Source organism: Winslowiella arboricola, from assembly GCF_025527015.1.
Lineage (GTDB): Bacteria > Pseudomonadota > Gammaproteobacteria > Enterobacterales > Enterobacteriaceae > Erwinia > Erwinia arboricola.
Genome location: NZ_JAODIM010000043.1, coordinates 895,561 through 914,114 on the forward strand (window position 1 = coordinate 895,561; position 18,554 = coordinate 914,114).

Consider the following 18,554-nt stretch of genomic DNA (forward strand, 5'->3'; position numbering starts at 1 on the left):
TATGCATCAGGAAAATGACGATGAAGCCGCTGTATGAAGATCTGTGGATCTCCACACCAGAATTTCCCGCGGCTGAAGGTGAGCCAGAATTAATGATGCACGGCTTTATGCTGAAGCATCCGCGCGGCAACCTGCTGATTGCCCGGGTAGAACACCCGGACGATCACGATGCATTAGCCGATCTGGGTGGTGTGATGCGCCACTACCTGACGCACTGGCATGAAGCCGCTCCCGGTGCGCTGGTGATCCAGCAGCGTTTTAACAGCGCGCTATACTGCCACACGCGGGCGCTCGGCCCGGTGAGTCTGGTGCTGGAGCCGGATGCTACCCTGAATGCACTTGAAAGCCATTTTGGCGATTTCCATATTCTGCCTTCGCCCGGTCATACTCCCGGCTGTTGCAGCTTTTTCTATCATTCACCCTACGGTAAACGCTATCTGTTTGTCGGCGATACGCTGACACAGGATAAAGGGCGCTGGATCACCGTCACCGTTACCGACAGCAACGCCGCCGATTTGCAGCAGACGCTGGCGCACTATCGGACACTGCAACCGGATGTGGTATTGATGAGCACCACCCGCGGTCATCTTTCCTGGCAGCAAGTGACGCACGAGCAGTGGCAGGAGGCGATTAATCAGGCTGAGCAGTCGCCGCTGGATATGCGCGACGCCCCGCAGCATTAAGCCTGCAGGGATTTCGTCAGGTAATGGCGCTGATGGACGCGCGGATAATTATCCAGCGAGAAGCGCAGCTGATAGCCCAGCTTTTCATAGAACGGACGCGCCTGGAAACTGGCGGTATCAACCTGCGCATAAATACAGCCACGCGCACGTGCTTCCTGCTCCGCCGCGTGGATTAGCTGACTACCCACGCCCTGCCCGCGTAAAGCATCACTGACCCACAGCATATCAATGCGCAGCCAGTTGCCGGAGGTCGAGCCGGTCAGTCCCGCCTGCTTTTTACCCTGTTTATCGCAGACAAATACCGCAATCGATCTCACTTCATCGATATCAATATGTCTGGCGTTAAACGCCATTAACCCAGCTTTTATATCATCCAGATCCTGGTGAGTTGGCGTAGCGGTTATTTTAAGTTCCATAAAATGCTCCTTAAACCCAGACAAAATGCCGTTAATAACCCTGGCATGCCAGCGTTAAAGCGGCATGACATTCAGCTTAAGAGTGATCTTTCGTGGCATCAGAATAGCGCTCCAGCGAGATGGCTTCGCTTTCACGGTCGCTGCTGCGCGCGCATGGCACCAGTTCGCTGCTGTTATTAAAGGCGAAAAAGGTCTCATCACTGCTTTTATCGACAATCAGCTGATCGCCATTGCGAAAGCGCGTAATGGTAACCCGATCGCCACCGTTGATTTGTGAGCGCTGACGGCCGGAAGCAATCTGGAAGTGATGTCCCGGCCACATGGCGGTGGTTAAACCGTACTGCGCGCGGGAAATGGTCATTGTGGCACGGCCCGGACAGGTAATTTGAAACTCGCTGTCGGCGTGCGCCGGAACCAGGATGAAAGCCAGCAGACAAGCTGCCAGTGCTGAATAAGACATCGATGTCATTCTCCGCTGCTGTTTTTTTCTCTCTGAATTTACAGGTTATTTTCTGCCACAGCTTAACACAACAAAATACTGTTTCCGGAAAAATCCTAAAACCCGAAAATGGACTAATATTAATGAGCGAAAATTGATCAAAGTTAAGCCGTGGCGCGGCAGCAGGTTACAGGATAAAGCCATGTAAAGTAATAAGGAGGGTTATTTATGAAACGGCGCAATGTTAATTCCACTAAAATTCATACCGTTGGCTACGATATGGATAATAAGCTATTGGAAATAGAGTTTCAGCAACAGGAAGTCTATCGTTACCAGCATGTCCCGCTGACCATTTTCCATTTACTGATGGCGGCGAAATCAAAAGGACAATTTTTTGCTGAAAATATTAAAAATCAGTATCCCCACAATAAGGTCGCCTGATGACAGCGCATGCCGTTTACATGCGCTAAATACCGCCTGCATCAGCACGGTAGCGGAAAGCCTCGCCAGCTTCTCCGCTGCCCTTCCCCCTTGCAACATACCCGTAATGACACCGCTGCTAACCATTTAAATAGCTTGCTAACAATATACTTATATTGTCAGTGCGTTTGTCGTCTAAAATAATCACCTGAAAAATCAATCACCCATAACAACAGCCGCAGAGGCCATTATGAGCAATATTGTCGTTAAAAGTATCGATTACCAGGCCGGTGGCCAGGCTTTACAGGGGCGTCTGGTGTGGCAATCCGGTCAGGATGGCAAACTGCCGGGACTGGTGATGGCGCCAAACTGGATGGGCGTGAGTGATAAAGCCGTCGATCTGGTTCGTCAGGTGGTGGCTGAGGGTTACGTGGTGTTTATCGCCGATTTATACGGCGCCGATGTACGTCCTGCCAATGCTGAAGAAGCGGGCGCAGCAATGATGGCGGTGAAAGATACTCCGCAGGAACGTACACGTATGCAGGCCGCGCTGGATACCCTGGCGACGCAAACCGATGCGCCAGTCGACAGCGAAAAACTGGCTGCCTTTGGCTTCTGCTTTGGTGGTCACTGTGTGCTGGAACTGGCACGCAGCGGCGCACCACTGAAAGCGACGCTGACTTTCCACGGCACGCTGGATACCACTGACCGCGATGGCGCCAGTAATATTACCGGTTCGGTGCTGGTGCTGGATGGCGCGGAAGATCCGCTGGTACCACGTGAACAGTTACCGGCTTTTGCCGCGGAAATGAGCGGTGCCGGCGTTGACTGGCAGCTGCTGAGCTTTGGTGGCGCGGTACACTCCTTTACCGATCCACAGGCGAATGTTGAAGGTGTCAGTATGTACCACGACCAGGTCAGCAAACGCGCCTTCCGTGCGATGTATAACCTGCTGAGCGAAGTCATGTAATGCGCCCAGGCGGGCTGCACGCAGCCCGCCTCAACCTGTCAGCGGCCTGGCGGATGCGCTAAGGCCTGCAGTAACTGCTGGTTAAATTCCCGTGGTTCTTCCATTTGTGGCGCATGTCCCATTCCCGGGAAGCTGATCAGCCGCGCATGGGGGATCACTGCCGCCGCCTGCTTGCCCAGTACCTGATAATTCCCCACCTGTGCTTTCACCTGCGGCGACGCGATATCACTGCCAATTGCGGTGGTATCTGAAGTACCGATCATCAGGGTGGTTGGCGTACGCAGATCTTTAAACTCGTAAAACACCGGCTGGGTAAAAATCATGTCGTAGATCAGCGCTGAGTTCCACGCCACGCGCTGCTTGCCTGGACCGTTATTCAGCCCCGCCAGCATATCCACCCACTGGTCATAGCGTGGTTGCCACTTACCAACGTAGTAGGTTTTCAGTTCATACTGCCTGATACTTTCTGCCGACAGTTTCAGCTCACGCTGATACCACTGGTCGACGCTGCGCCACGGCACGCCTTTGGCTTTCCAGTCTTCCAGACCAATAGGATTGACCAGCACCAGCTGTTCAACCTGTTGCGGATACATCAGACTGTAACGCGTCGCCAGCATCCCGCCGGTGGAGTGGCCGATAATAATTGCCCGTGAAATATGCAGGTGTTCCAGCAGCGCCTGAGTATTTTGCGCCAGCTGCTGGAAGCTGTACTGATAAGCGGCAGGTTTAGTCGAGGTGCAGAAACCAATTTGATCCGGCGCGACCACCCGGTATCCGTCTTTACTCAGTGCGGCAATCGTCTCCTGCCAGGTGGCGCCACAGAAGTTTTTACCATGCATCAGCACCACCGTGTGGCCGTTGGCGCGCCCTTCCGGCGCAATATCCATATAACCCATACTCAGCTGTTGCGACTGCGAGGTAAAACTGAAGTGCTGCAACGGATATGGCATAGCAAAACCCTGCAACTCCTGACCATACTGCGGTGCGGCCTGCGCACTGGCGGCAGCGGTGGTCAGGGCCGCTGCCAGCAACAGATGACGCGTCAATTTCAGCATGCTTAAGCCCTTGTAATAAAACAGTGAAAGCCAATTTTAGCACCGAAACGACATTTTTCTGCCGTGGCAATGGTTACAATGCTGTACGCGCGTTAGCGTGAACTCTCTATTTGATGACTTCAGGGGATGTCTGGCATGACGAAGGATCAGGACATTATTCCGCAGTTGCAACGTCTGCTGGCTGCTGACCAGTTGCTGACCAGTGAAGACGATAAAGCCTACTACACCAAAGGGTTCCGTGTCGGCAAAGGCCAGGCGCTGGCGGTGGCAATTCCACAAACACTGATGGAGCTGTGGCAGGTTCTGCAGGCCTGTGTCACCTGCGACAAAATTATTCTGATGCAGGCTGCCAATACCGGCGTGACCGGCGGCTCAACCCCGGATGGCAGCGACTATGATCGTGATATCGTGATTATCAGCACCCGGCGCATTAAGGGCGTGCAGGTTATTGATAGTGCGCAACAGGTGATCGCCTTCCCGGGCAGCACGCTGACTGAACTGGAAAACGCCCTTAAGCCGCATCATAAAGAACCGCATTCGGTGATCGGCTCCTCCTGTATTGGCGCCTCAGTGATTGGCGGCGTCTGTAATAACTCCGGTGGCTCATTGATTCGTCGTGGCCCGGCGTTTACCGAGAAATCCCTGTTCGCGCAAATTAATCTCGACGGCAGCCTGTCACTGGTCAACCATTTGGGTGTCGACCTCGGTGACACGCCGGAAGAGATGATCACCCGGCTGGAACAGCAACAGTACACCACCGGCGTCGCCGCCGACTGGCAGGGGAAAATCTGGGCGGATGATTACGCCTCGATTTTGCGTGATGTCGGCGCCGATACGCCGACCCGCTATAACGGCAATGTGCAGTATCTGCATGACAGCGCCGGTAGCGCCGGGAAAATTGCGGTATTTGCCGTGCGCCTCTCTACCTTTGACGCCAGCGATAAGACCGCGACCTTTTATATCGGCACCAACCAGGAGAGCGAGCTGGTAGCGCTGCGTCGCTATCTGCTGGAAAACCTCGATGAACTGCCATTACAGGCGGAGTATATCCACCGTAACGCCTTTGACCTCACGGTGACTTATGCCAAACATATGTACTGGGCGATTAACCGCCTGGGGCCGGAGGCGCTGCCATCGTTAATGGCCGGCAAGGCGAAATGGGATCTGCGGGTGAAAAAGCTGCGCATTCTGCCGCGTAATTTTGTCGATAAAGTATTACAGCTGGCAAATAACCTGACGCCGAAAATGGTGGCAAAACGACTTCTCGACTATCGCGATCGTTACGAACATCATCTGATGATCAAAGCCGAAACCCGCCACGCTGCACAGTTGCAGCAGCTGTTAACCCGCTTTTTCAGCACCCAGTCCGGTGAATTTTTCCGCTGTGACGATCGCGAGGAAAAGGATGCGTTTCTGGTGCGTTTTGGCGTCGGTGGCTGCACTATCTCGTACTGCGATTATTACGCGATTGATCCTGATAAGCGGCTGATCGCCTTTGACGTGGCGCTGCGCCGTAATGACACGCAGTGGCGCATTGATTTGCCGCCAGAATTGCAGGCGCAGGTGCAGGAAGACTCCTGCTGCGGCCATTTTTTCTGTTTTGTAAATCATCAGGACTATATTCTGAAGCCCGGCGTGGACGCTGGTGCGTTTAAACATCAGGTACTGGCGTATCTTGATCAGCGCGGTGCGCGCTATCCGGCAGAGCATAATGTCGGGCATCTGTATCAGGCTTCTGACGAATATGAACTGCATATGCGCCATCTCGATCCAACCAACAGCTGTAATCCGGGGATTGGTAAAACCAGTAAGCGGAAGTTCTGGCAGTAAGGCGGAAGACTCCCCTGAACGCATTTCGCTCAGGGGATATGATCAGACAGTGTTAATTATCAAACTCGGACATCTCTTTAATTTCTGAGCGGTTAATCTGCTGCTGTTTGCCCTGCTCATCGGTGTAACTGATCATCCCGGTGTCTTTATCCACCTCAGGCTTGCCAGAAACCACAATGGTACGTCCGTCGTTGGTGTGCATGACATGATCATTGGCACAACCGGCGAGGAACAGACCCGCAGTCAGAGTGGCCGCAGCAAAAAGGGTCTTTTTAATCGTTAACGTCATGTTTCAGCTCCTTTGTCAGATTCACTGTAAGAGTAACAAGTCGCGCCACACGATTTTAGGCATTGGTGCGCAACTTTATGGTTTACAGATAACTCTGAAGTAGCGACAAGAGCCAATAGTCGCTGTCAGAATTAAAGTCTCAGGCAAGTTGACCGATAATCTGACAGAGTGATCATATCGAGGCAGAAGTGAGAAAAATGGGGCTTAAATTTATGGTCGCGCTGGTGGCGATATTGCTTTCCGGCTGTGCTTTAAAGCAGTACCCGCAATCGCCGCAGCTTAGCGCGGAGGAATCCGCCGCGCTGGATTGTCCGGCCATCGAGCGTGAAATCGCCAGCTCCCACAGCGTGCAGCAGGAGATTTCCCGCACCGGATCGTTCGATGCGCTGACGGTGGTGGGATTTATCGGTGATTTTGGCATCGGTAATGGTATCGCTAAATACCGCGCCAACGACAAAGCCAGTGACCGGCTAAATCAGCTGGAGTCACTAAAAGCAACCAGATGCCCGCTAACGGGCTGACCGGGCTTTACTCTGCCGCTACTTCTGCAGCAATGAGCATCAGTGCGATGCCGGCATCTTCCGCATCGTACTGCCCCATCACATCACGAATCGCGCTGACACAGCCATTGACGCGCTGTTGCTGATCTTCAGCTAATGACGCCACGGCATTACGGATGATCATCAAACTGGCTTCTTCTTCTTTCATTCAGTCCTCCCTGTTAAGTCATTTCGCGCATAAGGCCAAGCATACCGTTTCCCGCCGCTCTTCGTCATCATTTATCAGCGCCAGTGATAACTGGTTTGCGGGGTATACACGTGAAATAAACCGCACAATCGGCTGGATCATCGTTTATCCGCTACGCTATACCTGAGAGATACGGGTGAGATGAAGATTTGAGTTAAGGAAGGAAAAATGAAGCTGTTGCCGATAATCCTCGTCGTCACAACTCTGGCGCTGACTGCCTGTTCCTCTGATTATCAGGGCAAAGAGTGCGTCGGCAGAGTGCAAAGTTTATCCGGTCAGCCGCTGGGCCAGACGCAGGCGCTGGTTATTGACCGCTATAGCTCGTTTACCGTCACCACCGCCGAAAGAAGTATTAACAGCGGGCCATTACAAACCACCAACCGCCGGTTATATCTGCCCTCAGCGGTTACCCGTGAAGGCTATCTTGCCCAACGCCTCTCTGATAACAGCTTTTGCCTGATCGACTCGCCGAAAAATCAGATGGTGACCTATATCTGCCATTAGATCAGAGATTATTAACGCGAGGTTTTCTCACCCGGCCCCTGTGCAGGCTGCTGGAGATAGGTAGTCTGAAGGCAATTTCCAGTCCCTGTTACCTGATGGCAAAACGAAAGTTGAACACCATTATGATGACTGACAGACTTACTTTGCTCGGGCGAGTGAGGTGTTACTGGCGGCAAACCGGAAGGGATAAATGTCATAACAAGCTCCATTTGTTATTGATTACAGGTCAGTTAATTCAGCGATATATTTAGCCATACGTTGTAGCAGGCTATAATCCGAAGCGATATCAATTTCCGCTCAATGCGCGCCTTAACAAGTAAGGCGCGCGGGCAACAGTAATCAGTTGTCCAGCTGATACTCAAGGGTAATTTCCGCCTTAAGCAATTTCGATACCGGGCAACCGGCTTTTGCCTGATTGATAATCTTGTCAAAAGTCTCTTTATCAATGCCTGGCAGCTTAACCTGGCTTTTCAGCGCCACCTGGGTGATAGCAAATCCGCCATCCGCTTTATCCAGCGACACATCTGCAGTGGTATCAATACTCTCTGGCACAAAACCGGCGTCGCCTAACATCAGCGATAGCGCCATTGAAAAGCAGGCTGAATGCGCTGCGCCAATCAGCTCTTCCGGGTTAGTGCCGGCTTTACCTTCAAAGCGGGTATTGAATCCATAGGGTTGCTGGCTAAGAGCACCGCTCTCGGTAGAAATATAACCTTTGCCCTGCTTGATATCGCCTTCCCAGTGAGCCTGTCCTTTTTTATGAATGGTCATTAAATCCTCCGGTTGCTTCAGAATGTACTCTCAGTATAGAAGCTTCTCAGCAGAATGACGGCGCGGGCATCGCTTGCCTGCGCCGAACGCAGATAAATTAAGCAATTGCCGGCTTTGGTCGTAAGGCGACATAGATGGTCACCGTGGCAATCAGCAGCGCCAGCGCGCTACCGATAAACACGCCTCTGGCGCCGCCGAGGTTAAATATCGCCCCGCCCGCTGCGGCGCCAACCGCAATCGCCAGCTGTACTGCGGCCACCATCAGTCCACCGCCGCTTTCGGCATCATCAGGCATGGTGCGCGTCAGCCAGGTCGACCAGCCTACCGGCACCGCGCCGAACGCCATTCCCCATAGCGCAATTAGCAGCGCATCGATCATCGGAGCAAATCCCAGCAGCACCAGCGCCAGCCCCATTACGCCCATCACCAGCGGCATCATCATCAGGGTCAGATTAAGATTGCGCTCCAGCAGCAGCCCGGCGAGCAGGGTTCCGGCGAAATTGGCGACGCCAAAACCAAGCAGAATCGCCGACAGCCCATTCACGCCCACACCGGTGACATTCTCCAGGAACGGACGCAGATAAGTGAAGAAGGCAAAATGGCCGGAGAAGACCAGGATCACGGCAAACATCGCCAGCTGAATACCGGGGCGTTTTAGCACGGTTAAAAAGTTACTGGTGTGGCCCGCAGCGGCCGGAGGCATTTTCGGTAAGCTGGCGATCTGCCAGATTAATGCCAGTGCGCCAATGCCGGCGGCGGCGATAAACACATTACGCCAGCCAATCAGCTCGCCGAAATAACTCCCCAGCGGCGCGGCAGCGATAGTGGCCACGGAAACACCACTAAAAATAATCGACAGCGCGCGCGGGATCAGCGCTGCCGGCACCAGCCGCATTGCCGTCGCGGCCGACAGGGTCCAGAATCCACCGATCGCTACCCCCAACAGCACGCGTCCGGCAAAAATAAATGACAGCTGTGGCGCGAAAGCCACCAGCAGATTGGAGACGATTAACATGACAGAAAACGCCAGCAGTACCCAGCGGCGGTCAATCTTGCGCGTGGCGCTGACGCTGACAAAACTGGTGATTAATGCCACCACCGCGGTGATGGTGACCGCCTGACCGGTTAATGCTTCGCTGGCATCCAGGCTGGCGGCCATCGGCGTCAGCAGACTGGCGGGCAGAAACTCAGCAGTGACCAGGCCGAACACGCCCAGCGCCATAGAAAATACCGCTCCCCATGCTGGCTGCAGCTCAGCGGAAGAGGTGGTACTCAGGTGATTCGCGTTGTTCATCGGTAATATCTCAGCGGATTTAAATTATGCCACAGGGTAAAAGTCTCTGGCCGGATGGTCTATGATGTAAAATCCGCAATTATTGATTATTCGTCCGGGAGTATGCCGCGTTATGTCAGAGATAAGCCAGAGCCACGATCTTGCCAGTGAATTGCTGCTCGGAATGCGCCTGCTGGGCGTCCAGTACAAACGTATCGAGATGGCGCAGCCGTTCGGTATCCACTTCGCCAGTGCGCCCGGCCGTGCACAGTTCCATTTTGTCAGTCGCGGCCCGGTGCTGCTGCGTACCGCCAGCGGCAAACTCTGGCCACTGAACAGCGGCGATGCGGTGCTACTGCCGCAGGGCGTCGATCATCTGCTGCTCTCCTCGCCTGATATTCCCGCCACCGATATCACCGCCTTTGATGCCACAGCGATATGCGACAACGTCTGTTGTATTAATGCCTGTAAGAATAACGCCAACAATGCGTCAACCACCCTGATCTTCAGTGGCTGCATGGAGTTTGATTTAGGGGGAATGCAGCCGCTGATCAGAGCGATGCCGGAACTGATGCTGGTGAGCACCCTGATGCACCAGCACCCCGAGGTTCAGCCGATGCTGGATGCAATGGAGCGCGAATCGCAGGCCAGACGCGCGGGCTATGCCGGTATTCTCTCCCGGCTCGCCGATGTGGTGGCAGCATTTATCGTACGCGGCTGGGTAGAAAATGGGTGTGGTAATACCGCTGGCTGGTTGCAGGCGCTGCGTGATCCACGACTGGGCAAAGCGCTGGTTGCACTGCATCGCGATCCGGGTCGCAACTGGACGGTGGCGCTGCTGGCGGCAGAAATGGGAAGTTCACGTACGGTGTTTGCCGAGCGATTTTTAGCCGTGACCGGGATGACGCCATTGCGCTATCTGACAGAGCTGCGCATGCAGCTGGCGACACAATGGATTACTCAGGATGGTGAAGCGATTGAAACCGTTGCCTGGCGTCTGGGATATGGCTCGCTGGCGGCGTTTAGTCGCGCTTTTAAGCGCATCAATGGCAAAAGCCCCGGTGCGTTGCGGACAAAAGTCGCGGTGAGTTAGTCGATATTAAACTACCCTGTGTGAGTACCACAGGCCCGCCATGATGGCGGATATCACGATATGCAGTTGCTGGAATTTCCCCGGTATGGCTTAAAGTGACGCTTTCCACGATGGTAACTTTTTATCGCTGGAGGGCTTGTAGCCTCTCCCCATCGCGGTATATCTTAATCTTAAATATTTTTAACTAATCACGGAAGGGGTGTAATTCACCCTTGTAATCCAGATTAGAAAATGCATGGCAAATTAGCTGGTTAGAAAAGCCAATGTTTTCAAACATCCCCATAACTAATTTGAACTACACATGAAAATTAATATTACTGATACACCGAATCTGCAGGACGAAGAGTTTGTCATTGACAGCCTGTGGGCTCACAACGACACCATCGATAAAGTCGATATCCGCCCGCTGTTCCTCACTTTCACCGACGATCAGCACCAAATCATTGCCGGACTGGTTGCCAGAACCTGGTGGGGTGGCCTGGAAGTGCAATACCTGTGGGTCAGTGAAGCACACCGTAAAACTGGCCTGGGCCTCCAGCTTATGCAGCAGGCGGAACAGGAGGCGATCGGCCGGGGTTGTCATATGGCTTATGTTGATACCTTTAGTTTTCAGGCGAAAGGTTTTTATGAAAAGTTAGGTTATCAGGCTTACGGTAAATTAGGCGAATATGCCCATAAGCATGTGCGTTACTATTTAGCGAAGAAATTATAATCATTCTCAGATACTAAATGAGGTGAAAGATGGATTCTTCTCATAAAGACAACGCACTCTATTTTAATACCCTGATTGCCATGACCGAGCATCTGAGTGAGCCATGGGGAATTAAAGATTTAGAATCACGCCATATTTATATGAATAAAGCGGCGTTTCTCTATACCAATACGCCGGTTGATTTTGCGATTGAAGGTAAGCTTGATGAAGAGTTTCCGGCTGACTGGTCAGACAGCGCCGATAAGCTTATTGAGCACGACAGACAAACGGCGTTAACCCAGAACCGCGTTGCCGTGATTGAAACTCATTTCTGGTATGGCAAAGACGCCCTGATGCCTTTTGTCAGTGAGAAGATCCCTGTTTTCAACGATCAAAAGCAGGTGATTGCGCTGGTATGGAATGCGCGTCCGCTCAATACCCTGTCGCCATTGATCTATATTAATAAACAAAAACCCAGCGTACTGACGACGGAAGTCAGCACCGATATGTTTACCAAATCGGAGCTGGATATTATCTTTTTGATGCTGCAACGTCTTTCCACCAAAGAAATTGCCAATCTTTATGATGTCAGCCATAAGACAATTGAAAACCGCGTCTACAATATTTATCAAAAAGCTGGCGTGCATACTTTGCGTCAGTTCGAAGGCTTCTGCAAACAGAGCAATTTAGATAATTACATCCCTGACCGTCTGATCGCCAAAGGCATTCTGTTTATTTAAATTAAATCAAGGAAGGAATATTGTGCTAAAGATTGAAGATTATCCTTTAAGCCGTGTGCCGCAGGATAAACGCGTCTCCTTTCTCAGCGTTGCAGTCGTGCATATGGGGATGCTGACAGCATTAGATCAATTTATGCTGGGCGCGGTACTTGGACACTCAATGACGTTAACCGATGCGTTTATCGCCATTTTTATCGGCAGTCTGATTTTTGGCATTGTGACCTTTGGCCTGGGATATGCCGGCATGCGCGAAGGCATCTCCGGTAGCCTGCTGGCGCGCTGGTGTGGCTTTGGCCGTATTGGTTCGGTACTGATTGGGGTGGTGATTGCCGTCAGCCTGTTAGGCTGGTTTGGTATTCAGAACGCCATCTTTGCCCGCTCGCTGACTTTTGCCCTGCATGACAACATAAGTTTCCCGTGGGCCGCAACCCTGACCGGGGTTTTCCTGACCATTCTGGTGGCCTTTGGCTTTAAGGCATTACGTATTACCGCCAGAATTGCGGTGCCGCTGTTTATTCTGCTGGTGGCGTTTATCTCGGTAACCACCCTGTCAGGTATCAATATCCATCAGGTATTTGGTCTGCTGCCAGCGGGTGAGCCGATCACCATCAGCGCGGGGATTACCATGGTGGTGGGCGGCGCCATCGTCGCCAGTCTGATTACGCCGGACCTCACCCGCTACTCAAAAAATGGCAAGCAGGTATTTAATATCACCCTGCTTACCATTATCGCCGGCGAATTTATTGTTAACGGCCTGGCGATCCTGATTGCCAAAACCCTCGGTTCCGCTGATGTCGTCACCATTATGGCGCAAACCGCCGGGGGCATTGGGTTGCTGGTAGTGGTGTTCTCCACCCTGCGTATTAATGATATCAACCTCTATTCATCCGCGCTGGGGATTGTCAATGCGGTCGAAGGCATTACCGGCAAAAGGCTGCGTTACACCACCACCACGGTCGCCATCGGCCTGCTTGGCACCCTGCTGTCGGTACTGGGTATTCTCGATCGTTTTGTGGATTTCCTGACGGTGCTAGGCGTGGTGTTTCCACCGATCATCAGCATTATGCTGGTGGATTATTATCTGTTACGCAGCCACAGAGCAGCACTGGATGCATCGCGCAATAGCGGCGCGCTGCCAGAAGAATTGCCGGTGATTGGCTGGAGCGCGATTATCGCCAGCATTATTGGCAGTGTCGTCGGTCTTAATGTTGAATGGGGCGTACCGACGATAACCTCGCTGGTGGTGGCCGGGGTGATTTACTGGACCGCCAAAAAACTGCGGCTGCCGTAATCGCCAGAAAACACCTCTGCGGAGGTGTTTTCTGGCCACTCCTATTGCGTGTTAACCTGCAAACTACGGGTTTTTAAGATCGCCGATAGTGCAATCAGCAGCAACGCCAGACCGAATAAAATCAGAAATGCATAACCCAGCATGCGATATAACCAGATCCCTGCGATGCCGCCGGTCAGAAAAGCCAGCACGGTGCTGCTATGCAGCGCCAGCTTTTGCAGCCAGGCCGGCGCATCCTTCGGTGACTCTTTGCGCAGCAGAATATCAATCAGCATCGCCAGTTCAATGCCGATATCCGTTGAGGTGCCGGACACATGGGTGGTGCGTACGCGCGCATTGGATATTCGTGTAACCACCGCATTCTGCAATCCCATCAGAAAACTGAGGCTGAGAATCAGTAGCACCCCGCCAGAGTCCGGACGCAACCAGCATTCGATAATGCCCAGCGTGGTCAGCAAACAGGCTTCAATCAGGATATTGAGCGCGTAGATAGAACGAATATTACGCCGGCGTCCGGCATTGATTACCATCGCCGAAAACAGTGAACCCAGGATAAACAGGCAGACGATCTCAAAGAAAAACCAGCCGCCCTGCAATCTGGCATGGGCAAGGTTATCGGAAAGTGAAGAGACATTGCCGGTCATATTCGCTGAGAAGAAACCCACCGCTTCAAATGCAGCAGTATTCAGCGCGCCGGCGACAAAAGCTAGCGTGCAGGCTAAGCGGCTGTCAGTAATAATCGTTCTGGCTTCATCAATTCTAATCAGCATTGGCAAACTCTTTCAGTCTACAGCGGAAGGGATATGTTGTGCCTGAACGCGGTCCGTCACAATATCGCGACCCATTTTTTTGACGATAAAATTGATCTTACTAAGCATATGCGTCCGTCACCGCTGTTTTCCTGCTATAAACGCCCTGGCTATGGCTATCTGTGCACTTTTCGATTAAAAGGTAAGTTATCAACGGCAACACTCAGCAGCCAGGGACAACATATTGATTCAGCACAGATTAACATTACGACTCTCATGGGGCGTCAGCGACATACTGTTGCCGGATCTGCGTGCGCTGCTGCCCGCGGCCTCCATCCAGTTTTTCTCCAACGAGCTTGAGGAGCGCTGGCATTACACCCTGTTGTGCATGCAGGCGGATGAACACTGCTCGTTGATCGTGTCGGTGATTATTGTCTGGCGTCAGCTCGGGCGGATTACCTCGATGCAATACAGTAACCCCGACTGCACCCGGGATATTTCTGCCGCCAGCCAGACAGAGATATTCATGTTGCTAAAAATCCCCGGCGCGGTGCTGCATATTTCCTGAAGGTTTATGCGTATGGTTTTCCGACACGTTGCGTCGATGGCGGAAATTTTGCGAGTTTATCTGCCGGTCTGATCGGTCGGCGCACCAGCTCTCCGCCACAGTTTGGACAGATTCCCTGCAAATCACTGTCACAGCAATCAACACACCAGGTGCATTCAAAAGAACAGATCATTGCAGCTGACTCGGGTGGAAGATCTTTATCACAATGCTCACAATTTGGTCTGAGTTCCAACATTCCCTTTACTCCTTCGCCGTAGTTAACAGATAATCCCTGTAATGTTGTTAATTTACCAGACCATTTTAAGCCAACAATCGGCAGAAAAAGGACGAAGGTCAAGGAGAAAGAATGTCAACTTTTACCATCATCGCTATACCGTTCTTTATCACCGCAGTAGTGATGTTTGTGGTTGCCGCATCCAGTAAGCATAAGGCTTTTTTGTATGCAGGAAGCTGTTTTATGACGGCCGCAGTGGTCAATGCGGCGATAGGGTTAAGTGCTTTATAGTTGTTTGTATTATTATATCAGGTCAGGACAGCATCTGGTTTCGCATCCCGCGTTCTGAAATCATTTCTGATTAATTTATTAATAAAGCAGAGGTAAAGGCCACAGGGTGAAATTCGATCTGTCACCCAAAAGGCAATGAAAAACCGCTGACAATACATAAAGCCGGTGATATACATTCGATAAATAAATCTTCGCGCTTTTTTCTTTAATCAGGTACTAGTCCACCCCCTTTCCATCAGGTAAAATAACAGTCAGTTTTATTTAATGTATATAATATTAATTGCAAGTATAAAGGAGCTGATATGCCTGAAGTTCGTTTAGCCATGCTTGAATCGAATGTCGAAAATATGAAAGATTCAATAAAAGGGATTAATGATGACATCCGCGAGATCAAGCGTGATGCCAGAACAGATTTTCGCATGCTTTTCGGCGCGATGATTGCTGTTGCCCTTGGGCTTGCCGGGATGATGGCAAAAGGTTTTCACTGGTTATAAAAGAGGCCGAAAATCACATCAACCGTCGCTATTCAGCAGGGGTAGAAAGAGGGATACCTTTTTGTCCTGCATAGAAAACCACCAGCATAACGCCCTCTTTACCGGTATAACCACGATGCGCACCGTCGACCATTTCAGCTAATACTTCTCCCGCTTTCAATAGCCGTTTTTCGCCAGTAGTTTTATTTTCTACCGTTAATCTCCCGCTCAGTACATAACCTGCATTAGGTATTGGGTGCTCATGCCAGGCAAGGGCAGTATTTGGTGCAACAGTAATTTTAAGCACAGAAATCTGCGGCGTCCCCTTGGGGTATCGCTTATAAAACACTCCATCCCAGGATTGCTCGGTTTCAAGAAGTTTTTCAACGTTAACACCAGCAGTACTGCCGCTTTCTGCCATGATGGAAAATGGAGTGATGAGAAACGCTAAAGACGTGCAGAATGATAAAAATTGCGTAATCAGGCGCATGCTGGCTCCTCGTACTTAATTCGGTTTAATGACTCTTGTAAAACCGTACCACACCCATCATAACCGGAGAAGAGCCATATATTAATCAACCTTTTGATATCATATATCGACGAGTGATATTCACAGGCGACTGAAATAAATGATAGTTTACAGTTCGGCGGTTGGGCGTGATTCCGCGCTGCCTGAAAACTTATATCGCGTTACGGCTTACGCGCGATGACAAATCTTGTCCTGAGGGCGTCAGATGCGGACATTATCAACTGCGCGTTGTGTCTCTTATCCTGAGATCCGGCCACGCCAGCACTGAACGACTCCGCCAGATTCAAACCACACAGTGATCAGACCCTGCAATCTGGTATAATCCCCAAAATTATTCAACTGGTTTAAAACGAAGATGACAAAACTCACCTTACAAGAGCAGATGCTGAAAGCTGGATTAGTGACCAGCAAGAAAATGGCCAAAGTCCAGAAAACGGCCAAAAAATCACGCGTTCAGGCGCGTGAGGCAAGAGAAGCTGTGGAAGAGAATAAAAAAGCGCAACTTGAGCGTGATAAGTTGCTAAGCGAACAACAAAAACAAGCTGCTTTATCTAAAGAATATAAATCTCAGGTGAAGCAACTTATTGAAATGAACAGAATCGAGATTGCAAAAGGTAATATTGATTTTAACTTCACCGATAATAATTTAATTAAAAAAATAGTAGTGGATAAAGCGACTCAGGCTCAGCTGATCAGTGGTCGTCTCGCGATCGCTCGTTTGGTTGCGGATAACAGTGGCCAGAGCGAATACGCTATTATCCCCGCGAGCGTAGCCGATAAAATTGCGCAGCGAGATGCGAACAGCATTATATTAAACAGTACGCTTAGTCAGGAAGAGCAGGATGAAGAAGATCCGTATGCTGATTTTAAAGTGCCTGATGATTTGATGTGGTAATTAACTCTTGCAGATGTCGGGTTTTACGATCAAAGCCTTCTGATTAAGCCTTTCGGCATCACGCCAGGCCGCTGCGCGACAGTATCGTTACAGATGCTTTCGCTTTCAGAACGGGCAGTCACTATGGGCTTTGATCCACTTTTCGCTGATGGGATGAACAAAATGCAACTCACTGGCGTGCAGCATCAGTCGCGGCGTCCGCTCGGTACCAGGCAGCAGAAGACCGCCATACAGATCGCAGCCCAAAATAGAGTGGCCCAACTGCTGGCAGTGAATGCGTAGTTGATGGGTGCGCCCGGTCTCCGGGGTGAGCTGTACCCGCGTCAAAGGCAGTAATGTTCTGTCTTCCAGCTCGCGATAAAAGCGCTCAACGACCCGATAGCGGGAGCGTGCGGGTTTGCCGTGGATTGAACAAATCGACATCAGCGGGAACAGCGCCGGATCTTTGGCAATCGCCGCGTCTATCACCCCTTCGTTTTCATCCAGATGTCCGCAGAGCAGTGCGCTGTAGACCTTGGTCACTTTGCGCTGACTGAACTGCTGGCAGAGGGCGGCATTGATAGCCTTATTACGGGCAATCACCATCAGCCCGGAAGTACCAAAATCAAGGCGATGCACCAGCGTGCACCCGGGGAATATCTGTACCAGCCGATGATGCACTGAATCGAGATTTTGCGGATTTTTCCCCGAGAGGCTGAGCAGTCCTGCAGGTTTATTGATAAGCACCAGGTGATCGTCCTGATAGAGAGTCTCTATCTCGTCATGGCACGGCGGAGCAACAAAGGTATCGAAAATCACAGACATCAGGCAGCCCGGATGGAGAGTGGGAGCGGATAATAACTAATTTTCTGCTGGCTGGCGAATCTGGCTGTTTACCGGGATGCTTAATAAATCTGGTGAACATGTTTATAGCCAACATCGCTTATCCGGAGATGGGTTGTCGCGTTGATCCCCCCTCAGTCAGCTTGCGGGGAAAAGTAACAGCTACTGCTTCTCATCCCGGGTTGTACCCGGATCGCTAACCAAAACATTGTCTTATTCTTAATCAGGAGCAGAAATGAACCGCTATTTTAAAGAAGTGCTGGATGCTCACGAGCTGATTCGTGACTGGCTGGGTAATGCAGAGACATCCGTTGAGGTATGCGAAACTTTATTATCACGCTTTAGCCCGGCGTACACGATGGTCACGCCAGGCGGCAAACTTCTCGACTTTACCGCATTAAACAGTTTCTTCCGCACTCAGCACGGAGCCCGTGCTGGATTGAACATTGAAATTGAGGATATGCAAATAGTTGCTGAAAGTGAACGTGGGGCAACCCTGACCTATAAAGAGCTGCAACAGCTGCCGGGACAACATGCGATACTTCGTTTTGCCACCGTTGTCTTTGTAACAGATCCTGAAGGTCATGTAATTTGGCGACACCTGCATGAGACATTTCTTTCATAGATTAAAAATTTCGGCCAATTCGATCACGTAAACATCGCTCATGCTGGTTGAGTGTCATAAGCGATAGAGGGATGGTGAGGATACAGAAGCAGCCTTACAACACATCAGGCCAGCCGCAGGTGAACTCTGCACCTGGCCTGATTAAGAGCATCAGAATTATATAGGCTTGATGATTG

Annotated in this window: 26 protein-coding genes; 15 read left to right on the forward strand and 11 right to left on the reverse strand. The window is 51.3% G+C overall.

Translation table 11 applies throughout. The annotated features are described in order from the left end of the window. Positions 1-20 precede the first annotated feature (20 nt). Positions 21-683, forward strand: coding sequence for an MBL fold metallo-hydrolase (locus N5923_RS21575; RefSeq protein WP_267144032.1), 663 nt, complete (start codon positions 21-23; stop codon positions 681-683). Here the strand turns inward: N5923_RS21575 and N5923_RS21580 are convergent. Together N5923_RS21580 and N5923_RS21585 are read right to left on the reverse strand one after the other, a co-directional pair. Beyond that, complete coding sequence (locus tag N5923_RS21580; RefSeq protein ID WP_267144031.1) at positions 680-1,099, reverse strand: GNAT family N-acetyltransferase; 420 nt, start codon at positions 1,097-1,099, stop codon at positions 680-682. The genes N5923_RS21575 and N5923_RS21580 overlap by 4 nt on opposite strands. 76 nt (positions 1,100-1,175) lie before the next feature. Next, complete coding sequence (locus N5923_RS21585) at positions 1,176-1,559, reverse strand: hypothetical protein (protein ID WP_267144030.1); 384 nt, start codon at positions 1,557-1,559, stop codon at positions 1,176-1,178. Between the two features lie 207 nt (positions 1,560-1,766). Here N5923_RS21585 and N5923_RS21590 point away from each other — a divergent pair, with 207 nt between their 5' ends. Next, entirely contained in the window at positions 1,767-1,979 is a 213-nt protein-coding gene (locus N5923_RS21590; RefSeq protein WP_267144029.1) for a KTSC domain-containing protein, read from the forward strand. A gap of 229 nt (positions 1,980-2,208) precedes the next feature. After that, positions 2,209-2,928 carry a dienelactone hydrolase family protein gene (locus N5923_RS21595; RefSeq protein ID WP_267144028.1) on the forward strand — a complete coding sequence of 240 codons (720 nt, stop codon included), beginning with the start codon at positions 2,209-2,211 and terminating at the stop codon, positions 2,926-2,928. A gap of 38 nt (positions 2,929-2,966) precedes the next feature. Here the strand turns inward: N5923_RS21595 and N5923_RS21600 are convergent, their stop codons facing one another. Further along, on the reverse strand, positions 2,967-3,983 hold the full coding sequence (locus N5923_RS21600; protein WP_267144027.1) for an alpha/beta fold hydrolase: 1,017 nt from the start codon (positions 3,981-3,983) through the stop codon (positions 2,967-2,969). A 135-nt stretch (positions 3,984-4,118) separates the two neighbouring features. Here N5923_RS21600 and dld point away from each other — a divergent pair, with 135 nt between their 5' ends. Beyond that, a complete protein-coding gene (gene dld / locus N5923_RS21605; protein ID WP_267144026.1) occupies positions 4,119-5,813 on the forward strand; it encodes a D-lactate dehydrogenase in 1,695 nt (564 codons plus the stop codon). Between the two features lie 52 nt (positions 5,814-5,865). Here the strand turns inward: dld and N5923_RS21610 are convergent, their stop codons facing one another. Next, entirely contained in the window at positions 5,866-6,090 is a 225-nt protein-coding gene (locus N5923_RS21610; protein WP_407704540.1) for a YgdI/YgdR family lipoprotein, read from the reverse strand. Between the two features lie 209 nt (positions 6,091-6,299). Between N5923_RS21610 and N5923_RS21615 the strand changes: the two genes are divergently transcribed. Continuing rightward, a complete protein-coding gene (locus N5923_RS21615) occupies positions 6,300-6,623 on the forward strand; it encodes a hypothetical protein (RefSeq protein ID WP_267144024.1) in 324 nt (107 codons plus the stop codon). A 7-nt stretch (positions 6,624-6,630) separates the two neighbouring features. On the opposite strand, the gene N5923_RS21620 is transcribed toward N5923_RS21615, so the two are convergent. Further along, the gene (locus N5923_RS21620; protein ID WP_267144023.1) at positions 6,631-6,810 is read right to left on the reverse strand and encodes a hypothetical protein; all 180 of its coding nucleotides are present in this window, start codon (positions 6,808-6,810) and stop codon (positions 6,631-6,633) included. Between the two features lie 207 nt (positions 6,811-7,017). Here N5923_RS21620 and N5923_RS21625 point away from each other — a divergent pair, with 207 nt between their 5' ends. Beyond that, a complete protein-coding gene (locus N5923_RS21625) occupies positions 7,018-7,353 on the forward strand; it encodes a hypothetical protein (protein WP_267144022.1) in 336 nt (111 codons plus the stop codon). Between the two features lie 339 nt (positions 7,354-7,692). Here N5923_RS21625 and N5923_RS21630 read toward each other — a convergent pair whose 3' ends face one another. Together N5923_RS21630 and N5923_RS21635 are read right to left on the reverse strand one after the other, a co-directional pair. Next, positions 7,693-8,124, reverse strand: a complete 432-nt coding sequence (locus N5923_RS21630; RefSeq protein ID WP_017801957.1) for an OsmC family protein — start codon at positions 8,122-8,124, stop codon at positions 7,693-7,695. A 97-nt stretch (positions 8,125-8,221) separates the two neighbouring features. Then, positions 8,222-9,418, reverse strand: coding sequence for an MFS transporter (locus N5923_RS21635; protein ID WP_267144021.1), 1,197 nt, complete (start codon positions 9,416-9,418; stop codon positions 8,222-8,224). A gap of 121 nt (positions 9,419-9,539) precedes the next feature. Between N5923_RS21635 and N5923_RS21640 the strand changes: the two genes are divergently transcribed. The 4 genes from N5923_RS21640 to N5923_RS21655 all read left to right on the forward strand — a co-directional run bounded on the left by N5923_RS21640 (position 9,540) and on the right by N5923_RS21655 (position 13,212). Next, positions 9,540-10,490, forward strand: coding sequence for an AraC family transcriptional regulator (locus N5923_RS21640; RefSeq protein ID WP_267144213.1), 951 nt, complete (start codon positions 9,540-9,542; stop codon positions 10,488-10,490). Positions 10,491-10,791: 301 nt separating this feature from the next. Further along, a complete protein-coding gene (locus tag N5923_RS21645; RefSeq protein WP_267144020.1) occupies positions 10,792-11,202 on the forward strand; it encodes a GNAT family N-acetyltransferase in 411 nt (136 codons plus the stop codon). A 29-nt stretch (positions 11,203-11,231) separates the two neighbouring features. Continuing rightward, positions 11,232-11,921, forward strand: a complete 690-nt coding sequence (locus tag N5923_RS21650; protein WP_267144019.1) for a helix-turn-helix transcriptional regulator — start codon at positions 11,232-11,234, stop codon at positions 11,919-11,921. A gap of 22 nt (positions 11,922-11,943) precedes the next feature. Further along, positions 11,944-13,212, forward strand: coding sequence for a cytosine permease (locus N5923_RS21655; RefSeq protein WP_267144018.1), 1,269 nt, complete (start codon positions 11,944-11,946; stop codon positions 13,210-13,212). Positions 13,213-13,253: 41 nt separating this feature from the next. Here N5923_RS21655 and N5923_RS21660 read toward each other — a convergent pair whose 3' ends face one another. Then, positions 13,254-13,982 carry a YoaK family protein gene (locus tag N5923_RS21660; protein WP_267144017.1) on the reverse strand — a complete coding sequence of 243 codons (729 nt, stop codon included), beginning with the start codon at positions 13,980-13,982 and terminating at the stop codon, positions 13,254-13,256. A gap of 223 nt (positions 13,983-14,205) precedes the next feature. On the opposite strand from N5923_RS21660, the gene N5923_RS21665 reads away from it, so the two are divergent. Continuing rightward, entirely contained in the window at positions 14,206-14,529 is a 324-nt protein-coding gene (locus tag N5923_RS21665; RefSeq protein WP_267144016.1) for a hypothetical protein, read from the forward strand. Between the two features lie 4 nt (positions 14,530-14,533). On the opposite strand, the gene N5923_RS21670 is transcribed toward N5923_RS21665, so the two are convergent. Beyond that, positions 14,534-14,764, reverse strand: a complete 231-nt coding sequence (locus tag N5923_RS21670; protein WP_267144015.1) for a DUF1272 domain-containing protein — start codon at positions 14,762-14,764, stop codon at positions 14,534-14,536. Between the two features lie 111 nt (positions 14,765-14,875). Between N5923_RS21670 and N5923_RS21675 the strand changes: the two genes are divergently transcribed. Together N5923_RS21675 and N5923_RS21680 are read left to right on the forward strand one after the other, a co-directional pair. Further along, a complete protein-coding gene (locus N5923_RS21675; RefSeq protein WP_267144014.1) occupies positions 14,876-15,034 on the forward strand; it encodes a hypothetical protein in 159 nt (52 codons plus the stop codon). Positions 15,035-15,336: 302 nt separating this feature from the next. Next, the gene (locus N5923_RS21680) at positions 15,337-15,528 is read left to right on the forward strand and encodes a hypothetical protein (RefSeq protein ID WP_267144013.1); all 192 of its coding nucleotides are present in this window, start codon (positions 15,337-15,339) and stop codon (positions 15,526-15,528) included. Between the two features lie 28 nt (positions 15,529-15,556). Here N5923_RS21680 and N5923_RS21685 read toward each other — a convergent pair whose 3' ends face one another. Next, positions 15,557-15,997, reverse strand: a complete 441-nt coding sequence (locus tag N5923_RS21685; protein WP_267144012.1) for a cupin domain-containing protein — start codon at positions 15,995-15,997, stop codon at positions 15,557-15,559. Positions 15,998-16,391: 394 nt separating this feature from the next. Here N5923_RS21685 and N5923_RS21690 point away from each other — a divergent pair, with 394 nt between their 5' ends. Further along, entirely contained in the window at positions 16,392-16,931 is a 540-nt protein-coding gene (locus tag N5923_RS21690; protein ID WP_267144011.1) for a DUF2058 domain-containing protein, read from the forward strand. A 105-nt stretch (positions 16,932-17,036) separates the two neighbouring features. On the opposite strand, the gene N5923_RS21695 is transcribed toward N5923_RS21690, so the two are convergent. Further along, positions 17,037-17,735, reverse strand: coding sequence for an RluA family pseudouridine synthase (locus N5923_RS21695; protein WP_267144010.1), 699 nt, complete (start codon positions 17,733-17,735; stop codon positions 17,037-17,039). Between the two features lie 253 nt (positions 17,736-17,988). Here N5923_RS21695 and N5923_RS21700 point away from each other — a divergent pair, with 253 nt between their 5' ends. Continuing rightward, complete coding sequence (locus N5923_RS21700) at positions 17,989-18,378, forward strand: DUF4440 domain-containing protein (protein ID WP_267144009.1); 390 nt, start codon at positions 17,989-17,991, stop codon at positions 18,376-18,378. Positions 18,379-18,554: the final 176 nt, after the last annotated feature.

Coding starts and splice junctions, on each gene's coding strand:
- N5923_RS21575 (WP_267144032.1), top strand. CDS start 21: ATGAAGCCGCTGTATGAAGATCTGTGGATCTCCACACCAGAATTTCCC.
- N5923_RS21580 (WP_267144031.1), bottom strand. CDS start 1,099: ATGGAACTTAAAATAACCGCTACGCCAACTCACCAGGATCTGGATGAT.
- N5923_RS21585 (WP_267144030.1), bottom strand. CDS start 1,559: ATGTCTTATTCAGCACTGGCAGCTTGTCTGCTGGCTTTCATCCTGGTT.
- N5923_RS21590 (WP_267144029.1), top strand. CDS start 1,767: ATGAAACGGCGCAATGTTAATTCCACTAAAATTCATACCGTTGGCTAC.
- N5923_RS21595 (WP_267144028.1), top strand. CDS start 2,209: ATGAGCAATATTGTCGTTAAAAGTATCGATTACCAGGCCGGTGGCCAG.
- N5923_RS21600 (WP_267144027.1), bottom strand. CDS start 3,983: ATGCTGAAATTGACGCGTCATCTGTTGCTGGCAGCGGCCCTGACCACC.
- dld (WP_267144026.1), top strand. CDS start 4,119: ATGACGAAGGATCAGGACATTATTCCGCAGTTGCAACGTCTGCTGGCT.
- N5923_RS21615 (WP_267144024.1), top strand. CDS start 6,300: ATGGGGCTTAAATTTATGGTCGCGCTGGTGGCGATATTGCTTTCCGGC.
- N5923_RS21620 (WP_267144023.1), bottom strand. CDS start 6,810: ATGAAAGAAGAAGAAGCCAGTTTGATGATCATCCGTAATGCCGTGGCG.
- N5923_RS21625 (WP_267144022.1), top strand. CDS start 7,018: ATGAAGCTGTTGCCGATAATCCTCGTCGTCACAACTCTGGCGCTGACT.
- N5923_RS21630 (WP_017801957.1), bottom strand. CDS start 8,124: ATGACCATTCATAAAAAAGGACAGGCTCACTGGGAAGGCGATATCAAG.
- N5923_RS21635 (WP_267144021.1), bottom strand. CDS start 9,418: ATGAACAACGCGAATCACCTGAGTACCACCTCTTCCGCTGAGCTGCAG.
- N5923_RS21645 (WP_267144020.1), top strand. CDS start 10,792: ATGAAAATTAATATTACTGATACACCGAATCTGCAGGACGAAGAGTTT.
- N5923_RS21650 (WP_267144019.1), top strand. CDS start 11,232: ATGGATTCTTCTCATAAAGACAACGCACTCTATTTTAATACCCTGATT.
- N5923_RS21660 (WP_267144017.1), bottom strand. CDS start 13,982: ATGCTGATTAGAATTGATGAAGCCAGAACGATTATTACTGACAGCCGC.
- N5923_RS21670 (WP_267144015.1), bottom strand. CDS start 14,764: ATGTTGGAACTCAGACCAAATTGTGAGCATTGTGATAAAGATCTTCCA.
- N5923_RS21675 (WP_267144014.1), top strand. CDS start 14,876: ATGTCAACTTTTACCATCATCGCTATACCGTTCTTTATCACCGCAGTA.
- N5923_RS21680 (WP_267144013.1), top strand. CDS start 15,337: ATGCCTGAAGTTCGTTTAGCCATGCTTGAATCGAATGTCGAAAATATG.
- N5923_RS21685 (WP_267144012.1), bottom strand. CDS start 15,997: ATGCGCCTGATTACGCAATTTTTATCATTCTGCACGTCTTTAGCGTTT.
- N5923_RS21690 (WP_267144011.1), top strand. CDS start 16,392: ATGACAAAACTCACCTTACAAGAGCAGATGCTGAAAGCTGGATTAGTG.
- N5923_RS21695 (WP_267144010.1), bottom strand. CDS start 17,735: ATGTCTGTGATTTTCGATACCTTTGTTGCTCCGCCGTGCCATGACGAG.
- N5923_RS21700 (WP_267144009.1), top strand. CDS start 17,989: ATGAACCGCTATTTTAAAGAAGTGCTGGATGCTCACGAGCTGATTCGT.